General features: G+C 45.3%; 13 protein-coding genes. 6 read left to right on the top strand and 7 right to left on the bottom strand.

From position 1 onward, the window contains the following. The first annotated feature begins 38 nt into the window (after positions 1–38). Positions 39–1016 (top strand): sensor domain-containing diguanylate cyclase, encoded by a 978-nt coding sequence (locus BEL05_RS13720; protein ID WP_069671486.1) that lies wholly within the window; start codon positions 39–41, stop codon positions 1014–1016. A 92-nt stretch (positions 1017–1108) separates the two neighbouring features. Here BEL05_RS13720 and BEL05_RS13715 read toward each other — a convergent pair whose 3' ends face one another. Next, the gene (locus BEL05_RS13715; RefSeq protein ID WP_069671584.1) at positions 1109–3163 is read right to left on the bottom strand and encodes a TonB-dependent receptor; all 2055 of its coding nucleotides are present in this window, start codon (positions 3161–3163) and stop codon (positions 1109–1111) included. A 135-nt stretch (positions 3164–3298) separates the two neighbouring features. Continuing rightward, a complete protein-coding gene (locus BEL05_RS13710) occupies positions 3299–3886 on the bottom strand; it encodes a response regulator transcription factor (protein WP_069671485.1) in 588 nt (195 codons plus the stop codon). A 308-nt stretch (positions 3887–4194) separates the two neighbouring features. Between BEL05_RS13710 and BEL05_RS13700 the strand changes: the two genes are divergently transcribed. Both BEL05_RS13700 and BEL05_RS21060 read left to right on the top strand, forming a co-directional pair. Beyond that, positions 4195–5931, top strand: coding sequence for a sensor histidine kinase (locus BEL05_RS13700; protein ID WP_139151890.1), 1737 nt, complete (start codon positions 4195–4197; stop codon positions 5929–5931). A gap of 398 nt (positions 5932–6329) precedes the next feature. Next, the gene (locus BEL05_RS21060) at positions 6330–6491 is read left to right on the top strand and encodes a hypothetical protein (protein ID WP_156029373.1); all 162 of its coding nucleotides are present in this window, start codon (positions 6330–6332) and stop codon (positions 6489–6491) included. A 161-nt stretch (positions 6492–6652) separates the two neighbouring features. Here BEL05_RS21060 and BEL05_RS13695 read toward each other — a convergent pair whose 3' ends face one another. Beyond that, entirely contained in the window at positions 6653–7543 is an 891-nt protein-coding gene (locus BEL05_RS13695; protein ID WP_069671482.1) for a DMT family transporter, read from the bottom strand. A gap of 232 nt (positions 7544–7775) precedes the next feature. On the opposite strand from BEL05_RS13695, the gene BEL05_RS13690 reads away from it, so the two are divergent. After that, positions 7776–8270 (top strand): MarR family winged helix-turn-helix transcriptional regulator, encoded by a 495-nt coding sequence (locus tag BEL05_RS13690; protein ID WP_028762600.1) that lies wholly within the window; start codon positions 7776–7778, stop codon positions 8268–8270. Positions 8271–8362: 92 nt separating this feature from the next. On the opposite strand, the gene BEL05_RS13685 is transcribed toward BEL05_RS13690, so the two are convergent. Both BEL05_RS13685 and BEL05_RS13680 read right to left on the bottom strand, forming a co-directional pair. Further along, positions 8363–9454, bottom strand: a complete 1092-nt coding sequence (locus BEL05_RS13685) for a GGDEF domain-containing protein (RefSeq protein ID WP_245686996.1) — start codon at positions 9452–9454, stop codon at positions 8363–8365. A 202-nt stretch (positions 9455–9656) separates the two neighbouring features. Then, positions 9657–11591, bottom strand: a complete 1935-nt coding sequence (locus tag BEL05_RS13680) for a bifunctional diguanylate cyclase/phosphodiesterase (RefSeq protein ID WP_069671480.1) — start codon at positions 11589–11591, stop codon at positions 9657–9659. Positions 11592–11863: 272 nt separating this feature from the next. Between BEL05_RS13680 and BEL05_RS13675 the strand changes: the two genes are divergently transcribed. Both BEL05_RS13675 and BEL05_RS13670 read left to right on the top strand, forming a co-directional pair. Next, entirely contained in the window at positions 11864–13312 is a 1449-nt protein-coding gene (locus BEL05_RS13675; RefSeq protein ID WP_069671479.1) for an MBL fold metallo-hydrolase RNA specificity domain-containing protein, read from the top strand. 125 nt (positions 13313–13437) lie between these two features. Further along, a complete protein-coding gene (locus tag BEL05_RS13670) occupies positions 13438–14661 on the top strand; it encodes a cation:proton antiporter (protein ID WP_069671478.1) in 1224 nt (407 codons plus the stop codon). Positions 14662–14750: 89 nt separating this feature from the next. Here the strand turns inward: BEL05_RS13670 and BEL05_RS13665 are convergent, their stop codons facing one another. Together BEL05_RS13665 and BEL05_RS13660 are read right to left on the bottom strand one after the other, a co-directional pair. Further along, positions 14751–15920 carry an MFS transporter gene (locus tag BEL05_RS13665; protein ID WP_069671477.1) on the bottom strand — a complete coding sequence of 390 codons (1170 nt, stop codon included), beginning with the start codon at positions 15918–15920 and terminating at the stop codon, positions 14751–14753. A gap of 347 nt (positions 15921–16267) precedes the next feature. Next, the gene (locus tag BEL05_RS13660; protein ID WP_069671476.1) at positions 16268–17275 is read right to left on the bottom strand and encodes a class I SAM-dependent rRNA methyltransferase; all 1008 of its coding nucleotides are present in this window, start codon (positions 17273–17275) and stop codon (positions 16268–16270) included. Positions 17276–17353 lie beyond the last annotated feature (78 nt).

Raw genomic sequence — 17353 nt, 5'->3', positions numbered from 1 at the left:
GGAAGGCGAAACAATCTCTTGTTGTACTGGAGGATTCGATGGCTAGCCAAAAACTCTATCATACCAATCGCTTCTTGCTAGATAATCCCAACGACCTAATCTCTATTGATAAATGGCAGAAAACGGTGAATCTACTTGCTCAGTTGTTTGAAGCCCCAGCAGGCTTTTTAGTGCAGCATACCGATAAAGGATTTCAAGTCACCATTGCCAGCCAGCAGGCGTCAAACCCTTATCCTGCCGGTGTGTTCATAGAGCCAGAGGTCAATATCTTTTGCCGAAAAATTGTCGAAACTGGCAAAGAGCTTTATGTTGCTAATGCACATGTTGAACCGTGCTGGGACACCAACCCTGAAGTGAAAAATGATGGCTTTTCTTCCTATTTAGGTGTGCCAGTGTTTTGGCCCGATGGTCGTTGTTTTGGAACATTCTGCGTGATGGATTATCGCAAAACCGATTATCAAAATAGTTATCTAGAGCTGATCCGTCACCTTAAGGAGATTCTTGAGGCAGACTTAAGTTTGCTTGGGCTCTATAGCGAAATGATGCAGCTTGCTAGGCTCGATGATCTATGTGGTATTAATAATCGTCGTGGATTCAGAGCGCTTGCCGAACAAAGGATAAAGCTGTCAATTCGCAATGGCAGTAACTTGGTGATGCTCTATGTTGATGTTGATGAGTTCAAACGTATCAATGACGAGCATGGGCACTCGTTGGGGGATGAGGTACTAAAACTGCTGGCTAAGGTGCTAAAGCAATGCATTCGCGTCACGGATGTGGAGGGTCGAATTGGTGGCGATGAGTTTGTATTGCTGACGTTGTGTGATACCGAACAAGACTTAATAGTGTTAAAAGCGCGCATTATGCAAGCGATCAGTGATGCCATCGCTGCGAATAAGCTGCCTCACTTCTCTGTGACCATTGGCCATAAAACGGTTAAGCCTAGTGATAGTTTAGAGCGAGTGTTGGCCTGTGCCGATCAGGATATGTTAGCGCGAAAGACACGGCGAGCGTACTAGCCACGGGCAAAAAAATCCCCGAGTACAGAGGCGTTCTCGGGGAAGGGGAAGCGCAGTGGAGTGTTCCCATAAACTGGTTTAGACGCTAGAAATTAGAAACGGTATTCTCCAGTGACCCAGGCATTTAGGCCTGTACCTGGCATACGCTGACCAGGCGCTAGTTCTGTATTCGATACTCGGTTGTAGCCCGCTAAATGGTCTTCGTAGTCGGTATTAAATAGGTTATTTACCCCAGTTTTTACCATCCAGGTATCGGCGTCATAACTCAAGGATAGGTTGACCAAGCCATAACCTGAACTGGCTTGTTCGAGTTGGGTTTTGGATACTTTATCTTGTGCGGCGACGGCAATGCTTTCTATTCTGGCTAGCCAATTGCCACGCTGATAGTTAAGCCCTAAGTTAAGTTTAGGTGGAGCGATGCGGTAGAGGTTGTCATCAATATCTCGGCGTTCGCCACTGACATAGCTGGCCATCATGTCTAGTTGCCAGTGCGCGCTTAGTTGGTAGGAGGCAGTAATATCCATGCCGAGTAACTGCGCATCCACATTGGCAAACTCCATCGGATTGTCATCGCCCATCATCTTCGCAGCCATTATCACCACGGGATCCGTTGCGGTGACGCCTTGGATATAGTCATCGATGCGGTGCACAAAGATACGAGGGCTCAGGCTAACGTTGTCTTGGTGGTAATCGGCGCCGAGTTCAAGCTGATAGGCGGTTTCTAACGCTAAATCCATTTTGCCGACATAGGTGCGTCCGTCTGCCAAACCTCCGGTCGATTGCATTGGCACCCACAGATAACGTTGCTGGTAACTGGCACTATCTTGTTTACGAGCCAAGCCGATAACCCAACTTAAGGATGGTGTCACTTGATAGCGGCCATTCATAACTAGATCGACACCAGTTTGTGATTGACTGCGATCGGCGCTGTTGTATCTGTCCATTAAGGTTTTGATTGCAGGCATGCTGCCCGCCATCGAGTGGTTAACTTCGCCAGCATCGGTTTGATAGTGCTTTACGCGCAGACCCAATTGCCAGTTCCATTGGTCTATATCTTGCTGCCACTGAGCGAAGGCACTCAAGGTATTGTCGGTAACATCATTAAAGTTATCGACACGGAACATAGGTTTAGTCGGATCTGTGATGACTGAGTTGTGCTCGCTAAACTGCGCGTTGAGCCCCAACAACCATGCATCTTGCTCAATGGTTATCGCGCTATCGTAGCTCTGGCTCTCGGCATTGTTATAGCGGGCATTGGCGTTATCATTCTTAACTCGTTCACTGAAATTATCCATGCCATGGCGAGCGTCACTGTAGGCTAAGTGCCAGTTAAGATCCCAATTGCTGAGCTGGTGTTGTCCTTCAAGTTTTACCCTGTCGGTACGAATGAAATCAATATCCATCGGCAATACAGGTGTGCCAGCATTAGTGGTTTCTAGATGCTGATAGCCGATGGCAATCGACGCGTCCTCACTGCTGGTATCACTTAAGTTAAGGCGGTACTGCCCACCAACCATAGATTTGTCGTAGGTGGTCGGTGCTATCGCTTGGCTCGCCCCTGACTCCATATTGCTATTGGCTTGCACCAGATCGCCATAAAGTAACAAGGCATGCTGGTCATTGGCTAGGTTGGTTTGTGCGCCAATGTGAGCCTGATCGCCGTTGCCTTGGTATTGCGCTGCGACTGTTCCACTCACTTCATCAAAACGGGCCTGAGATTCAATCACTTTCAAACTGCCGCCTAGGGTATTCGTGCCCGCAGACACTGGGGCGATACCGCGTGTCATTTCTAATCGCTCTGTGTTGATAAGGCTGGCGTAACTGAGCGGTGTATCCATGGCGTTAGGACCTGCGCCTGCAAGCGACAGACCATTAACTTGGGTGTTCACTCTATCGCCAAATAAACCTCGATATTGGGCGATGCCAGTGAGCGGGCCATTACCGTTCACTGCGGTGCCGGGCAGGTTTGCGAGCAGGGCACTAATGTCGGCGACGGCGGCGCTGGATTCCGTGGTGATAGCACTGTAACTACCTTGGTGCTGGCCGGTGACTTCAATCACCTCAAAGGCTGATTCTTGTGCCAGAATCGTAGAAGACCAGAGAATCGCGGCAATAGAAACGGTTAAATAGGAAAGGCTTAATTTCATGATTAGGTTGTAGTTATGTTTTTGTTTGGTTAATTGTGTCAGCGCAAGGATAGGCTGACAAAGCAAAAGGGTCAGAGTGCGACAAGGTGTCGCAGGGAGGAGGTGATTTTACCCTTGGTGTGATTAACGCTTGAGCTAAATATGACTATATTTAGCCAGTTCCGCCATGTTGTGTACCTGTAGTTTTTTCATCACGTTGGAGCGATGCACTTCAATGGTTCTTAAAGACAGGAACAGTGCCTCCGATATCTGTTTGTTGGTTTTACCCTGTACCAGCAAGTGTAAGACTTGTCGTTCCCTTTCGCTTAATTTGTTTAAATTAAATCGTAATTGTGTTGATTCATATGCCTGTTGACTGTGAAGCATGCTTTTTTCAATGGCTTCGGCGAGAGCTTTGCCTGATACCGGTTTTTGGAAAAAGTCACAGGCGCCTTGTCTAAAGGCATTAACGGCCATGGGCAGATCACCGTGTCCGGTGAGAAAGATTATCCCTAATGGACTGTCGGCATCTAACAAACGTTGCTGGATCTCTTGCCCTGTAAGGACTGGCATACGACTGTCTAAAATAACACAGCCTGGTAGGGTGAGGTTGACCTGATCCAAAAATGTTAGCCCACAGGAAAATGGCTGGAGTGAATAGCCAAACTGACGCAGCATAAAGGTGAGTGAGTCTAAAATGGCGGCATCGTCATCGACCAAGAAAAGGGGCAGTGTTTGCTTCATGCTGTCATGGTGCTCTGGGATTTTACTGATGAGACTAGATTAGGTGTTAGTGGCAATTGGAGCAATCTGTGTGCAATAGCCTTTGAGGCAGATCACCAATCTATCATCTTGTTCTATGATAATGAGGAGAGTTTGTTGCCTCTCACAACAAAAAAAACCACGTTAGCATAATTTAAGTTGAATAGTTTTTAATCGAGTTGACTATGTTGTATCGGGCGTTTTTTTACGTGTGCGTTATCTTGTGTGTCGGGTATTTAACCTTATTACCAGTAGCGGCTTGGGCGGTGGACGATAATGCCCAAAAGGCTATGCCGAGCTCGCAGCCTGTAAGCGAGTTTAAAGTCGGTGTGCTTGCTAACCACGGCGTACAAAAAGGGATTGTTCGCTGGAAGCCGATGATGGACTATCTCACAGCTGCTGTGCCAGGGACCCATTTTGAGGTGGTGCCGTTAGACTTTAATGAAATGAGCCGTCAGCTGTTATCCCATGAAATTCAATTTATTGTGACCAATCCAGGTCAATATCTAAACCTAAGCAGTAATTTCCCACTCTCTTGGTTGGCAACCATGAAGAGCCATCAACATGGCGGTGCCACATTTGCCATTGGTTCAACTATCATAGTGCGGGCCGATAGCGATATTTATACGCTCAAAGACTTAGAAGGCAAACATCTAGTGGCTAGCGATCCTCAAGCTCTTGGGGGCTATCAAGCCGCCATCGGGTTGCTGCATAAAATGGGTTATAACCCTGAAAACTACTTTGGGTCATTGCGGTTTCTTGGTTTTCCATTAGAGCCTATCGTTTACCAAGTTCGAGACGGTACCGTGGATGCCGCGATCACCCCTTTTTGTACCTTAGAGGAGATGATTGAAGATGGATTAGTCCGTAAAGCGGATTTTAGGGTGATTCACCCGACTATGCCGATGGGTTATGACTGTCTAGTGAGCACACAACTTTACCCTAACTGGTCTTTTGCGGCGGCGGAAACCGTACCGCCAGCCATTACTCAAAAAATCACTCAAGCGCTTTATGCGCTCCCCGCTGATCACCCGGCCGCGATTCAGGCGAAAACGCTTGGTTGGACAGCTCCTATTAGCCAGCTAAAGGTGATTAAGCTGTTTAAAGAGTTGCAATTAAAAGCGCCGCAACCTCCTTTGCATCAAACCGTTCTAAAGTGGATCGAGCGTAATAAGGAGTGGGGGCTGGCCTTGATGCTACTGTTTTTGGTATCGACCGTCTACCACCTGTGGTTAGAGTACAAATTTCGCGAGAAAAGCGAATTTCTAGTTGATACAGAGCGGCAACTGAAAGATAAGGCGTTGCAGCTTGAGCGTATGCAAAGTGCCACGATTTTAGGTGAAATAGGCTCAGGTCTTGCCCACGAACTTAATCAGCCGATTGCGGCAATCACTCAATACAGTGAAGGCGGTATGATGCAGTTAAATCATCGTGGTGAAACTGACCCCGAGCTGTATGAGCTACTTGCTAAAATTAATGCACAGTCAGTGAGAGCTGGGGCGGTAGTGCATCGTATAAGAAGTTTACTTAAACGACGTAAAGGCTCTTATGAGCAGGTTAATTTGGATGAGGTTATTAACAATACTTTGGTGTTGTTTAGACGTGAATTTAGCCGTAATGATATTAGCCTTAGTCATCAATTAGGTGGCGAGCCTTATCCAATTATGGCGGATGAAGTGGGATTGAGTCAGGTATTGGCCAATTTGCTAAAAAACAGCCTAGATGCCTTAGCCGAATCTAATGCTGTAACGGAAAAACGGATCATGGTGACCATAGATTACACACCTCAAGGTGTGTGTATTAAGGTTATCGATAATGGCCCCGGCCTGCAGCGCAAGGCGCAAGAGTTGATGGCCTCATTTTGTTCCACAAAAGATGATGGCTTAGGTTTAGGTTTAGCGATTTGTCGTGATGTCATTGGCCAACATGATGGTAGTTTTGGGATTGAAAATTGTAGTGATCAGTTAAATGCACCTTGGAGCAAAGGGTGTATGGTGACGATAAACATTCCCAATGTGCGAGATTAAGCTTGTGATAGAAGGAGGCTAAATCATCCACAATTTTCGGAAATTCAAACGTCTGTTTGTTTTTTGTACCAGTGGTGGGTGGTCTGTTTTAAGGGGGGGTGATAATTATTTTTAGGGATAATTTGTCTGTGGTTTATTTTCAAATGATATTGAATACAAAATAAAGGCTTTGCAATTTATTGTTTTTATTTGTTTTGTTTGTTTTTCTGTTCATGGTTTTTCTTTGGACTGGTCTAGTTGTATGACCAATAAAACTTATTGACTTAATTAAGCATGCAGCTTTTAATCAGTATCGGGTGTCGAATAAATCGAACGCCACGTGAGTTTTACTGTGCTGCCAAATGCTTAATTAGCGTTAGGCATATTAATTATTAATAAATGAACATTTGGTATGTATTATGGAAAACAATTTCAATCATGGACACGCGCCATCAGACAGCGAGTCAGACACCTTTAATGCGCACAAGCAACGTCGTATGTTTTTAAAATGGATGCTTGATGGCAATGAGACAGACCTGAAAGATGAGGAACCTGATTGCTACGTGCTGGGTTACAACTGATTGACCGCATTAGGCACTAACCCACTCTCGACTGAGTCAATAAATTAGCGGCTGATGCATAAGCCGCTAATTTTTTATCTGGCGTTATGGATTTATGGCTTAAGACCTCAGACTTGAAGTTGCTGAAATAGGGAGCTGATGCTCCCTATTTTTTTGCGCTATTAAGAGGTTGTTGCTAGCTGACGCCTTCTCATCAATAAGCTAATTATTTGTGGCATGAGCGAGGCTAATATCATTCCGGCCATTAATAGATATTGGTGGGCAGTGAAACTCTCTCCTAGCAGTATCATTCCAGCCGCGATCCCTGCGACGGGGTTGGCGATGCCACCGAAGGTAAAGTCGACCACGCTCATACGTTGCAGTAACCACACATACATGATGTAACCTAACACGGTATTGAGCAACATTATCCATAGCAGGCCCATGACGTTGCCAAGACTCAACTGCGCGAAAACCTCTTGATACATCACAGGTTCAAATATCGACTGAATGACGGCTGCAATTGCCAGCAGTGCACCGCCAATGATGAGCTGCCAAGTGAGGACTGTCCACCAGGCTATACGGCTACCTGAAGCTTTGGTGATGGTGCTACCAACAATAATGCAGCTGATCGCAGCTAACATGGCCAGCATTCCTATTGGATTGAGACTAATGGCAGTTGGATCGAATAACAGCCAAGCTAAGCCAATCAGTAGCGCACCAAAAAAAGCTTGTAACTTAGCTGGTTTTTGTTTGCTAAATAGCCAGTGAAATAGCATAGCAAATACAGGGACTGAGACCATACCTACACCAGAAATTGCCGAAGGTAGGGTTAATGCCATGACAAAGATTAGTGTAAAGAAAGCTGCAATGTTGATAACGCCGAGTTTAAACAGGGTTGGCCACTCTTGAGATGCTGGACGGCTCGGCTTTATGGCCAATAGGATCAGTCCCGCAGGCAGGGCCCTTAGTGCACCAAGTAATAGTGGTGGCCACTCTGGCAAGGTGTATTGGGTGACCGCATAGGTCGTTCCCCAAAAAAATGCAGGGATCATTGCTAGTAAAATATTCATAACATCTCTTAGCGCTAAATATCTTTATGTGAAGATAGTTTTGTAGTGTGCACTGTTAGCTTTGGCTTGTAAAGTACCTTTGTGTTAATTATCTTTATGTGAAGTTATATTGCATGTATCATCCAATGCTTAAGTTCAAGAGCCCTAATCGCTGTCGTGCTAGTGATGGCCCGAGTTCGTACTGATACCGCTTTCTATATGCGTATAGTGCAAATGAGATAGAGATAAAAACATGAAAAATTCAGATGGCGTCGATAAAGTCGTTGCTCAATGGAATAGTGAGAAACCCCATTTAGAGACATTGCCCATGGCGTTATTGGGTCGCATGATGCGCTTGTCTAAACATGTGGAAGCTGAGATCGCCGTGTACCATAAAAGCGTTGGACTCACCATGGGAGAGTTTGATGTACTGGCGACATTGCGGCGCAGTGGTGGAGACTTTTGTCTTACACCTTCTGCACTGTTGGCATCAATGATGCTGACCTCTGGTGCCATGACAAATCGCTTGGATAGGTTAACGAGCAAGGGACTTATCAGCAGGCAACATAGTACTGAAGATCGCCGTAGCGTGTCTGTCGCGCTAACTAAGGCTGGTGTCGAGTTGATTGATGTTGCCATAGATAAACATGTTAATGTTCAGCAAGGACTACTCGCTAGCCTTTCTGATGAAGAGCAAAAGAGGATGAATGGGCTATTTAAACAATGGTTACAGCAGTTCGAGGCTTAACCTGAATTCATGACATTAGATGCAAAACAGACCACTAGCAGTTGGCGGGTTAATCGGGAGAGGCTGATGTAGTCTATTCATTTGCTTTGTCATTATGCCGGTGATGTGCGGATATTATTTCGTCCAGTTTGCTTGGCTTGGTACATGGCATTATCGGCTCGAGAGAGCAGCGCTTCTAGATTGTCCTCATGCCTGATCGTCGCAATACCGAAACTCGCACTGACGTCTATTGTTTCTCCCTGCCAAGTGAGCGTTGATGCTTGCAACGTTTCTCGAAGTTTTTCGGCGATGATGACAGCAGACTTAGTGTCGGTCACTGGCAGTACGACTAAAAACTCTTCACCGCCAAACCTGCTAAAAATATCTGTGGTTCGCAATACTTTACTCAGGGTGCTAGCGGTATTAACCAGTACTTTGTCACCCGCCTGATGGCCGTAGCTATCGTTGATCTGTTTGAAAAAGTCTAGATCAAACAAAATGAGGCTGAACTCTTTGCCTTCTCGTAACCAAAAATGGTGCAATTGCGTCAACTGTTGATGAACCGAACGGCGGTTCCAAAGACCTGTTAGGTAGTCTTTATCGGCTTGCAGGCGAATTTTTTGTACCAAACGAGTTAAGGCATTCCCCATCATAATGACATTGATAAATAATGTGATGATAAGGAAAAACCACAGCATAGGAATCGCTTCGGGCGTCTGAATCGTCGCCAAATGTGTGCCAATCGATGGGATCATCAATAGTACAACCGCACGGAACAGAAACGTAATACCCAAGATGGCGATAGGGCTGAGTAAAACAATGGCAACATATTTGTTGGCACTGGTACGTAATGCGACAAAGTTGTCTTTTGCTAATAGCAGGAATGTCGCGGATGCCATAAGGGAGAACAGTATACCCAGTGTTGTACTAGACTCGGCACTGGGTGGTATTGTTAGCATTAGTAGAGCGGTGATTGTGAGCAAGGAGACATCCGATTTTAAGCTGCTTGCGAGGCGAAATAAACGTTGCGTGCCGCGTCTCAACAGGATAAAGCCAGATAGCATGCAGAGATCAGCAATAAACCAGCTGAGATAACTGATCTCATTAGTGCGCAATGAGGTCAAATAGACACCAAATAGCACCAATAAATTAGCGATAGAAAAATAGCTGCAGGCTTTTGGCGCAATCCGTAAAGGATAGGCCATAACACCCCAAGCCACAGTAGCTGTGACGGCGATAAGGCAAATAAAGCGAATAAGAATTTCTGTGTGAAGGTCTATTGGCATGGTCGTGTTTTTATTTTTTCACCAACTATAGAAGAGATCGACAACTGAGGGAATACAAATGTTGCTTTTTTGTGAATCTGATGATTTTAGGCGGCAGTGATTGATGCCGATATCATAGTCATTAATGCGATGCGTTTCGGCTAATATAACGCTGCTCAAACATATCGGCGTCAGCGGGTTTACCATATAGGTAGCCCTGACCATAATCGCAATCTTCATCACGGATAAACAGATCTTGCGCCTCAGATTCCACCCCTTCGGCTATCACATTCATATTGAGCTTTTTACTCATGGCGATAATGGCCTTAGTTAACTCTCTGTCTTGAATGTTTTTTTCAAGGTTTGTGATAAAACAACGATCAATTTTTAAGGTATTGAAAGCGTATTTTTGTAGGTAACTTAATGAAGAGTAGCCAGTACCAAAATCATCCAGAGAGATGCGAATCCCCAGTCTTTGCAGTTGCGAAATGGTGCGTTTAGCGATCTCTTCATCTTGCAGCAATATCCCTTCGGTAATTTCTAACTCTAAACAGTTAGCAGGTAAGCGATAAAGTGCCAGCAGGTTTGAGATATGCTCGGCAAAATTAGTATCTCTAAATTGCAGCGGTGAGATATTAATGGCAATACGAAAATTACTATTGCGTTGCAATCGCCACTGAGCCGCTTGAGAGAGTGCTGTATGCAGTACAAAATTGCCAATATCGATTATTTGACCATTATGCTCGGCTAAACTGATGAACTTGTCTGGCGGCACGCTACCTAGAATTGGGTTATTCCAGCGCAGTAGTGCTTCGGCACCAATGATCTCTTTGCTTCTTAGGCTGACTAAGGGTTGATATTGCAGGCTTAACTCTTTGTTTTTGAGTGCATCGACGAGATGTGACTCTAACAGGTAGCGTTTTTCGATCGTCGACTGTGTTTGCTTAGTGAAAAAACTGTAGGGCGTGCCCTCTGCTTTACTGATACTCATCGCTGCACCAGCCTTTTGAACTAACTCTGAGGGATCATCAGTATCTGTGGGTGCCTGGGCGATACCGATACAGCAGGGAATATTAATGGTGAATTGGCCGATGGTGAAAGGGGTATTGTTGCAATTATTGATTTGGTTAATCAGGCTTAAATCGCCATCTTCATTGCACGTATGTGCGATGACAAACTCGGCACCGGCAATACGGGCAAATAAAGTGGCGTTACTTAATAGTCTTTTAATGCGTTGACTAAACAGTTGCAGAATTTTGTCCCCTACCACATAACCATAGCTGTCGTTTACGGATTTAAAGTTACGCAAGCCAAAGTAGATCACATTCACTTTTGGAGGAGTAGGCTGACTTAATTGTTGAGCCAGCGCGCTAATAAAACCTAATCTATTGGGTAAACCAGTTAAGGCATCAAAGCTTTTGTGGTATTCAAGCGAGTGTTCAATTGCAGCCCTACTTTCTATCTCATGGATCAATTTTTTGCTCAATTTAGCCAGATCGGAGGTTCGTTGCTGCACATTATTCTCAAGTACAACATTGAGGTGTTGAAGTTTGGCATGTTCATAGAGGCTGGCTAGGTTGGCATTGAGGGCACTTTGGAATCGTTCTAACAGGTGGCGGAATGCTTTACTGTATTCTCGCTCTTTATTGTCGAGCATACATAAGGTGCCAAATGCGCTGCTATCGGGCCAGGTAAGCGGCAGTCCACAGTAAGCAATCATGCCTAGTTTAATATCGGGGTTGTTATCCCAGTCTTTATCTTTTAGGGCATTAGGAACGTGTAATTCACGCTGCTCACTGATCACTGTTTCGCAATAGAGGCCGTGGCCCAAGTTTTCGTTATCGTGTTGTTTGTAAGGATTGCCTTGGCTGCGGCTACTGGTAAAGACGGAGATCTGCTTGTCGGTGACCCTCATGATCAAAACGGCGGGGGTGTCTACAATTTCAGATAATAAATCAAGGGTTTGCTGCCAACCGTTAAACATCTCCTCAGGCACATCGATTTGAGCCGTATCGATATGGATATGGCTAAACAGGTGCTCATGTTGTAATTGCTGGAGCGTATTACGGTATGGCATGGCGGATCAATCCTTTGAATCGCAGTGATAGTACAATCTACCAACTATAGCGCGTATCTGGCAATAGTGTTATCTGGCAGGCGGGTGGCGTTTTGTGTTGGTTGAATATATACACTCTCTTTTTGCTGGTTTTGCGCCGACATTGAACCTTATCATTAAATAATTATTTAATTTTTATACAGATGGTTATTGGGTGGTTTGTCGCCGTTAACAAGACTATCTTTTAAGAAGAACCTTTCCAAATCTTCCTTCGAGTATTAAGGATACTTGCCATGCGAATGACGCTTACATTTCTCGGTGCAACCCAAGAGGTGACAGGGTCTTGTCATCTACTTGATATCGATGGGCGGCAGCTGTTACTCGATTGCGGCATGATTCAAGGAGGTAAAGCCGACGCGCTGCGAAATCATGAGCCGTTTGAGTTTGATCCTAAATCTATTCACGCCGTTGTACTTAGCCATGCGCATATCGACCACTCTGGCCGCTTGCCCCTATTGGTTAAGTCGGGTTTTACTGGTCCTATTTATAGCCATAAAGCAACGGTTGAACTATGTGCTGTTATGCTCAAAGATGCGGCAATGCTGCAGGTCAGAGAGGTGGAGCGGCTTAATAAAAAGCGCATTAAAAATCAATTAGATCCGTTAGAGCCACTATTTGATGATACCGATGTGGATCGGGTGATGCAGCAGTTTGTTGCGCTCGATTATGGGCAGCATTGCCAAGTTGTTCCCAGTGTAACCGCATGCCTTAGCGATGCTGGTCATATTTTAGGATCGGCTATCGTTGAGCTATGGCTGGGTGAAAAGGGAGCGACTAAGAAAGTTGTATTTAGTGGTGATCTAGGCCGAGCCGGTATGCCTATTTTGGATGACCCGACTTTTATAGAAGAAGCTGATTTAGTCTTGATGGAGAGTACATATGGCGATCGCTTACACCGCAGTTGGGAGGATACCTTAACGGAACTTAAATCGATTTTTGCCAGTACCATTAAGCAAAGTCGCGGCAATATATTATTACCAGCTTTTTCGGTGGGGCGGGCTCAAGAGTTACTTTATCTATTTCATCTGTATGCCAAGGATTGGGATCTCGGTCGCTGGCGTATCTGTCTCGACAGCCCCATGGCGATAAAAGCCACCGCTATCTATGCTGAAAATTACAGTTTAATGGATGAAGACTTTAAACGATTTACTCGTTTATCACCGGGACAGCACCCATTGCTGTCCAATGTGGATTTTATCGATACCACTGATGAGTCGATGGCGCTTAATCATATTCATCAAGGTTTGATAGTGATAGCTGGCAGCGGTATGTGTAATGGTGGCCGTATTCGCTGCCATTTAGAGCACAATCTAGCTAACCCATTGTCTGATGTGATCATATGTGGCTACCAAGCCATGGGGACCCCAGGGCGTTTGTTAGTCGATGGTGCCGACAGCCTGACTATTCGTGGGAATTCTATTCCAGTCAAGGCTAAGTTGCATACTGTTGGCGGATTGTCAGCGCACGCGGATCAGGCCGAACTGCTGCGTTGGTATCAGCATTTCAACGACTCACCACCCGTGATCTTGGTGCATGGTGAAGTTGAGGCGCAAAAAATCTTGTTAGCCCAGTTACAAAACGACGGGGAGGATGGCGGTTGTCATGGTGTGATTGCCGAGCACGGTGAGCGGTTGGACTTAAGTGCATTGCCTCACTTAGTGTGGCTGCCAGCGCCAAGTTAATCTGGGGGCGCGACAGTGGCGCATCGTAACGACAAGGGACTAGGGTGATTAAAGGCGAGCCAAATCGAGCGATATTTGCTAGCTTGTGGGTTAAGTTACGTTTTTAACCCAAGGACAAGTTAGGCATGGATGAGCATATCGTCATTTTAGTTATCGCATTGATAGTATTGTTGTATGGCTACATTTCAAAAGGTTTATCACGCCTAAATATCTCTGGTCCTATGGTGTTTACGGGATTGGGGTTGCTGCTCTCGCCATTAGGTATCAATGTCACACAGGTAGAGGTCGATGCTGAGTTTGTCACTGTGATTGTTGAGATTGCCTTAGTGTTAGTGCTATTTGCTGATGCAGCCTTGCTCGACCTTAAATTGTTGCGTAATTCTTGGTTAATCCCCGCAAGGTTATTGTTTATCGGCTTACCCATCACTGTGGTAGCAGGTACATTAGCGGCGCAATGGATATTTCCCAATGAGCCTATGACCTCACTTATCTTATTGGCATTGCTGTTAACGCCCACTGATGCTGCGTTGGGGAAGGCAGTGGTGTCAGATCCAAAAGTCCCAAAATGGGTCCGCTCTAGTATCAATGTGGAAAGTGGCCTCAATGACGGTATTATTTTCCCCATGTTGTTGACGGTCGTTGCACTGATTTTAAGCGATACAGGTAACAGCCAAGACCAATATTGGGTGGTCTATGTGGGCCAGCAGATTTTTTTTGGCGCCATCGTGGGCGCAGTTGTGGGCTATCTTGGTACCAAATTACTGGTATGGGCAGACAGTAAGAACTTGGCTGAAACCAGTTATCAAAACCTCATTCCAATCGCACTGGCAATTTTGGCCTTTTATTTGGCTGAAACGCTGTCGGGCAATGGCTTTATCGCTGCCTTTTTTGCCGGTTTGTACGCGGGGAATACCTATGAGAAAACCCGCAGTCATATTGAAGATTTTGCCGAGAGTGAAGGGGAGCTTTTTGTATTGATTAGCTTCTTTGTTTTCGGTCTCGCGTTTGTACCGATAACCTTAGTCTACGTAACTTGGGATGTGGTGCTGTATTCGCTATTGAGTTTAACTGTGCTGCGAATAATTCCCGTTGTTATTTCACTGACGGGTAGCAAACTCGATCTGTCCACTAAACTGTTTATTGCTTGGTTTGGGCCTCGTGGCATCGCCTCCATTTTATATGTGTTGATTGTGGTGCATGAGATGGGCAGCATGGCGGGGTTTGAAACTGTTTATGCGGTGGTGACCGTTACTGTTTTGATGAGCATCTTGACCCATGGTCTCAGTGCACAACCATTGGCTAACCGTTACGCGCGTCAGCACAGTGAACAGCCCGCTGATAATGGTTAAGAGTCAACTGTGTAGGTCCATAACCCTATTGTGTTACCGCATGTCATGGGCCATGAATACTCTGCGACTCATGGCCTAGTCGTGAACGATTAACCTGCAATAGGGTTTTGTCCCGAATGTATCTTGGCAGAGCTACTCATTAACATGTACAAACACGTCGTGAGAAAGCAAAAACCTAAGTACAGAATCACCTGATTAGGTGAGTCAAATAAGTTAACCGCTAGCTGAGGGCCGACCACGGAGCCAACACTATAACTGAGTAGCATAATCTCTGTTGCTGACACTATTTTTGCTATCGGTAGCGTTTCACAGGCCAAGGTGATGGCGATAGGGTACAGCGCAAAACTTGCCGCCCCGACAGTAAAGTAGCTGATGCTTTGCAGCGCAAAAGTTTGCGATTCCAGTATGCCAACAATACCCACTAGACCTAGCAAACAAAATAGTGCCATCAATAGATGTTTACCCATGCGTGTTGAAAGGTAGCTGACTAAGGGCTGCACTAGCATACCGCCCAAAATGATGGTAGCCATCAAGGTGCCCGTTTGTTCAGGGCTACCGATTTTCGCACTAATGTAACTTGGCATAATGCCGTAAATTGGCCCGAGTAATAGCCCTGACACTAGACAGCCGAGAACAGCAGGCTTACTGAGTTTGGTTAACTCATGGATATTAAACTTTTGATGTTTAATCATCACGGGTTGGCCACGTTTGATAAGTAGCGGGGGCATCATGGCTAAGATTAGAAATGCCATCACCGAAAAATAAGGTAACATCCCCACGACGCCCAGTGGTGCAATAGCAAGCTGGCCAATGGCGCTGCCGCCATAGAGCGATGCCATATATAAGCCTAAGCGTTTAGCACGTGCTTTAGCCGTGTCAGCCATCAATAACCATGACTCCACCACAACAAACACGCCTGCCACAGCAATGCCTGCGATAAATCGCATGGCTAACCACATGCCAGCATTTGGCCAAATTAACATGCCTATGATAGTCAGGGTGAGTAGCGCAAGAAAGGCCACTAAAGCTATTCTATGTCCACAGCGTGACACCACCGACTCAACGGTTAAGGTGCCACATAAAATGCCGAGGTAGAAGACACTCGCAAGCCAAGAAACTAAAGATAGTTCAAGTCCAAATGAAGATAATGATAGCGGGATCAAGCTCATTAAAAATCCTGATGCCACAGCAAAAAATGACAATCCTGCGACAGGTGTCAGTGTGCTGTTTTTAGTATCATTAGTGGCGGCTATTTCCACCTTTGTCTCCTAGATAAGTTAACTTTTTAATAGTTTGGTAGTGAATTTTGGAGAGCGGATTTTAAGGCAAAATATTAAAGAGTAAAGTAGATTTTTTATGCAGCAGACTAATTTCAATGTAATTGTGATTTAAGTATCTAATATAAAAGAGGCTTTAATGGTTGGTGATGCAGTGATTATCAAGGTGAGATACTTTTTATACTGACGTTTTAGCGGGTTTGAATTCTCAGGTAAGTATCGACTTAATGATGATATATAGCTTTTATGTTTATTATTTTGGTGGGTTTTGTTTGTATTTGCCACCAAGGTTGAGTTTTGTGATGGCAAATACTGATGTGAAAGATGGCTTACCCCAATGTTAAGGCTACCATTTTCAGCGGGTGATTGCCGTCGAATGAGGGAAAGTCTTCATGACACTCTAGCCACTCATAAGCGCTGATACTGCGCCCCTGTTTTTCTACACAACGAGATAAGGCATCATACCAAGTTTGCTTGTCTACCTTTGCCACATTGTTACAACAGACAATGGTTCCGCCGCTTTTAGTCGATAGCATAGCGGGCTTAAAAAGGCTCTGGTAATCGTTAATTAAGTCGACCGTGCCAAAAGGGCTTTTTGCAAATCGAGGAGGGTCGAGAAACACCAAGTCAAATTGGGTGGCGCTCAACTTCGGGTAGCTTGGAAGTTTTTGATTACGACGTCCGCCCACCTTCATACCCGCAAGCTGACGCATGGCTGGAAAAGCGTCGCTTTGGACAAATTCGCAGACAGATTCAACACCGTTAAGTTGGGCATTCTTTTTGCCTGCAGTCAGTGCAAAGGATGAAAAATCTACATTGATCACCTTTTGTGCTCCGCCAACCGCCGCTGCAGTGCCGATACCACAGGTATAGGAGAAGAGATTAAGTACGGTTTTGTCTTGGCTATTGGCACGCACATACTCTCGGCCAACACGCATGTCGAGAAACAGCAGGGGATCTTGCCCCTCATGACGTAGCTGACTGGTAAATTTGATACCATTCTCTTGCATCACTTGTTCAGATTTTGCGAAGCCTTCCAGTTCGTCATCGAGTTGGTTGAGGATACGTGAATTTTTATTGGAACGATCGTTGTATACCACTGGCAGTGTGCATACCGCTTTAAGTGCTTGTTCAATTTCATTGCGCTCATCTTGGGTTAATGTGTGATGGAAGGTTTGCACTAACCAAGCATCGCCATATCGGTCAATATTGAGTCCATTAATCCCTTCAACCGTTCCATGAAATACACGAAAACAGTCGGTATTGTTGGCGTGTACCTGCGCGATGAGCGACGCACGTGCGGTTAATGCGCTAGCTAACAAAGTGGTGATCGACATAGTTTAAGTGTCCGTATTGAATGGTAAGCTGAAATTAAGGGCGCAATCATAGCAAATATTGCCGATGAATTTGCTAAA

The sequence above is a fragment of the Shewanella colwelliana genome (assembly GCF_001735525.1).
GTDB classification, from domain to species: Bacteria; Pseudomonadota; Gammaproteobacteria; order Enterobacterales; family Shewanellaceae; genus Shewanella; species Shewanella colwelliana.
Note: the sequence above shows the minus strand (reverse complement) of the source record. Positions and strands in the feature narration are given on the sequence as shown.

What these genes read in the sequence shown, in the direction of transcription:
- BEL05_RS13720 (WP_069671486.1), top strand. Translation starts at nt 39, where the DNA reads ATGGCTAGCCAAAAACTCTATCATACCAATCGCTTCTTGCTAGATAAT.
- BEL05_RS13715 (WP_069671584.1), bottom strand. Translation starts at nt 3,163, where the DNA reads ATGAAATTAAGCCTTTCCTATTTAACCGTTTCTATTGCCGCGATTCTC.
- BEL05_RS13710 (WP_069671485.1), bottom strand. Translation starts at nt 3,886, where the DNA reads ATGAAGCAAACACTGCCCCTTTTCTTGGTCGATGACGATGCCGCCATT.
- BEL05_RS13700 (WP_139151890.1), top strand. Translation starts at nt 4,195, where the DNA reads ATGCCGAGCTCGCAGCCTGTAAGCGAGTTTAAAGTCGGTGTGCTTGCT.
- BEL05_RS21060 (WP_156029373.1), top strand. Translation starts at nt 6,330, where the DNA reads ATGGAAAACAATTTCAATCATGGACACGCGCCATCAGACAGCGAGTCA.
- BEL05_RS13695 (WP_069671482.1), bottom strand. Translation starts at nt 7,543, where the DNA reads ATGAATATTTTACTAGCAATGATCCCTGCATTTTTTTGGGGAACGACC.
- BEL05_RS13690 (WP_028762600.1), top strand. Translation starts at nt 7,776, where the DNA reads ATGAAAAATTCAGATGGCGTCGATAAAGTCGTTGCTCAATGGAATAGT.
- BEL05_RS13685 (WP_245686996.1), bottom strand. Translation starts at nt 9,454, where the DNA reads ATGGCCTATCCTTTACGGATTGCGCCAAAAGCCTGCAGCTATTTTTCT.
- BEL05_RS13680 (WP_069671480.1), bottom strand. Translation starts at nt 11,591, where the DNA reads ATGCCATACCGTAATACGCTCCAGCAATTACAACATGAGCACCTGTTT.
- BEL05_RS13675 (WP_069671479.1), top strand. Translation starts at nt 11,864, where the DNA reads ATGCGAATGACGCTTACATTTCTCGGTGCAACCCAAGAGGTGACAGGG.
- BEL05_RS13670 (WP_069671478.1), top strand. Translation starts at nt 13,438, where the DNA reads ATGGATGAGCATATCGTCATTTTAGTTATCGCATTGATAGTATTGTTG.
- BEL05_RS13660 (WP_069671476.1), bottom strand. Translation starts at nt 17,275, where the DNA reads ATGTCGATCACCACTTTGTTAGCTAGCGCATTAACCGCACGTGCGTCG.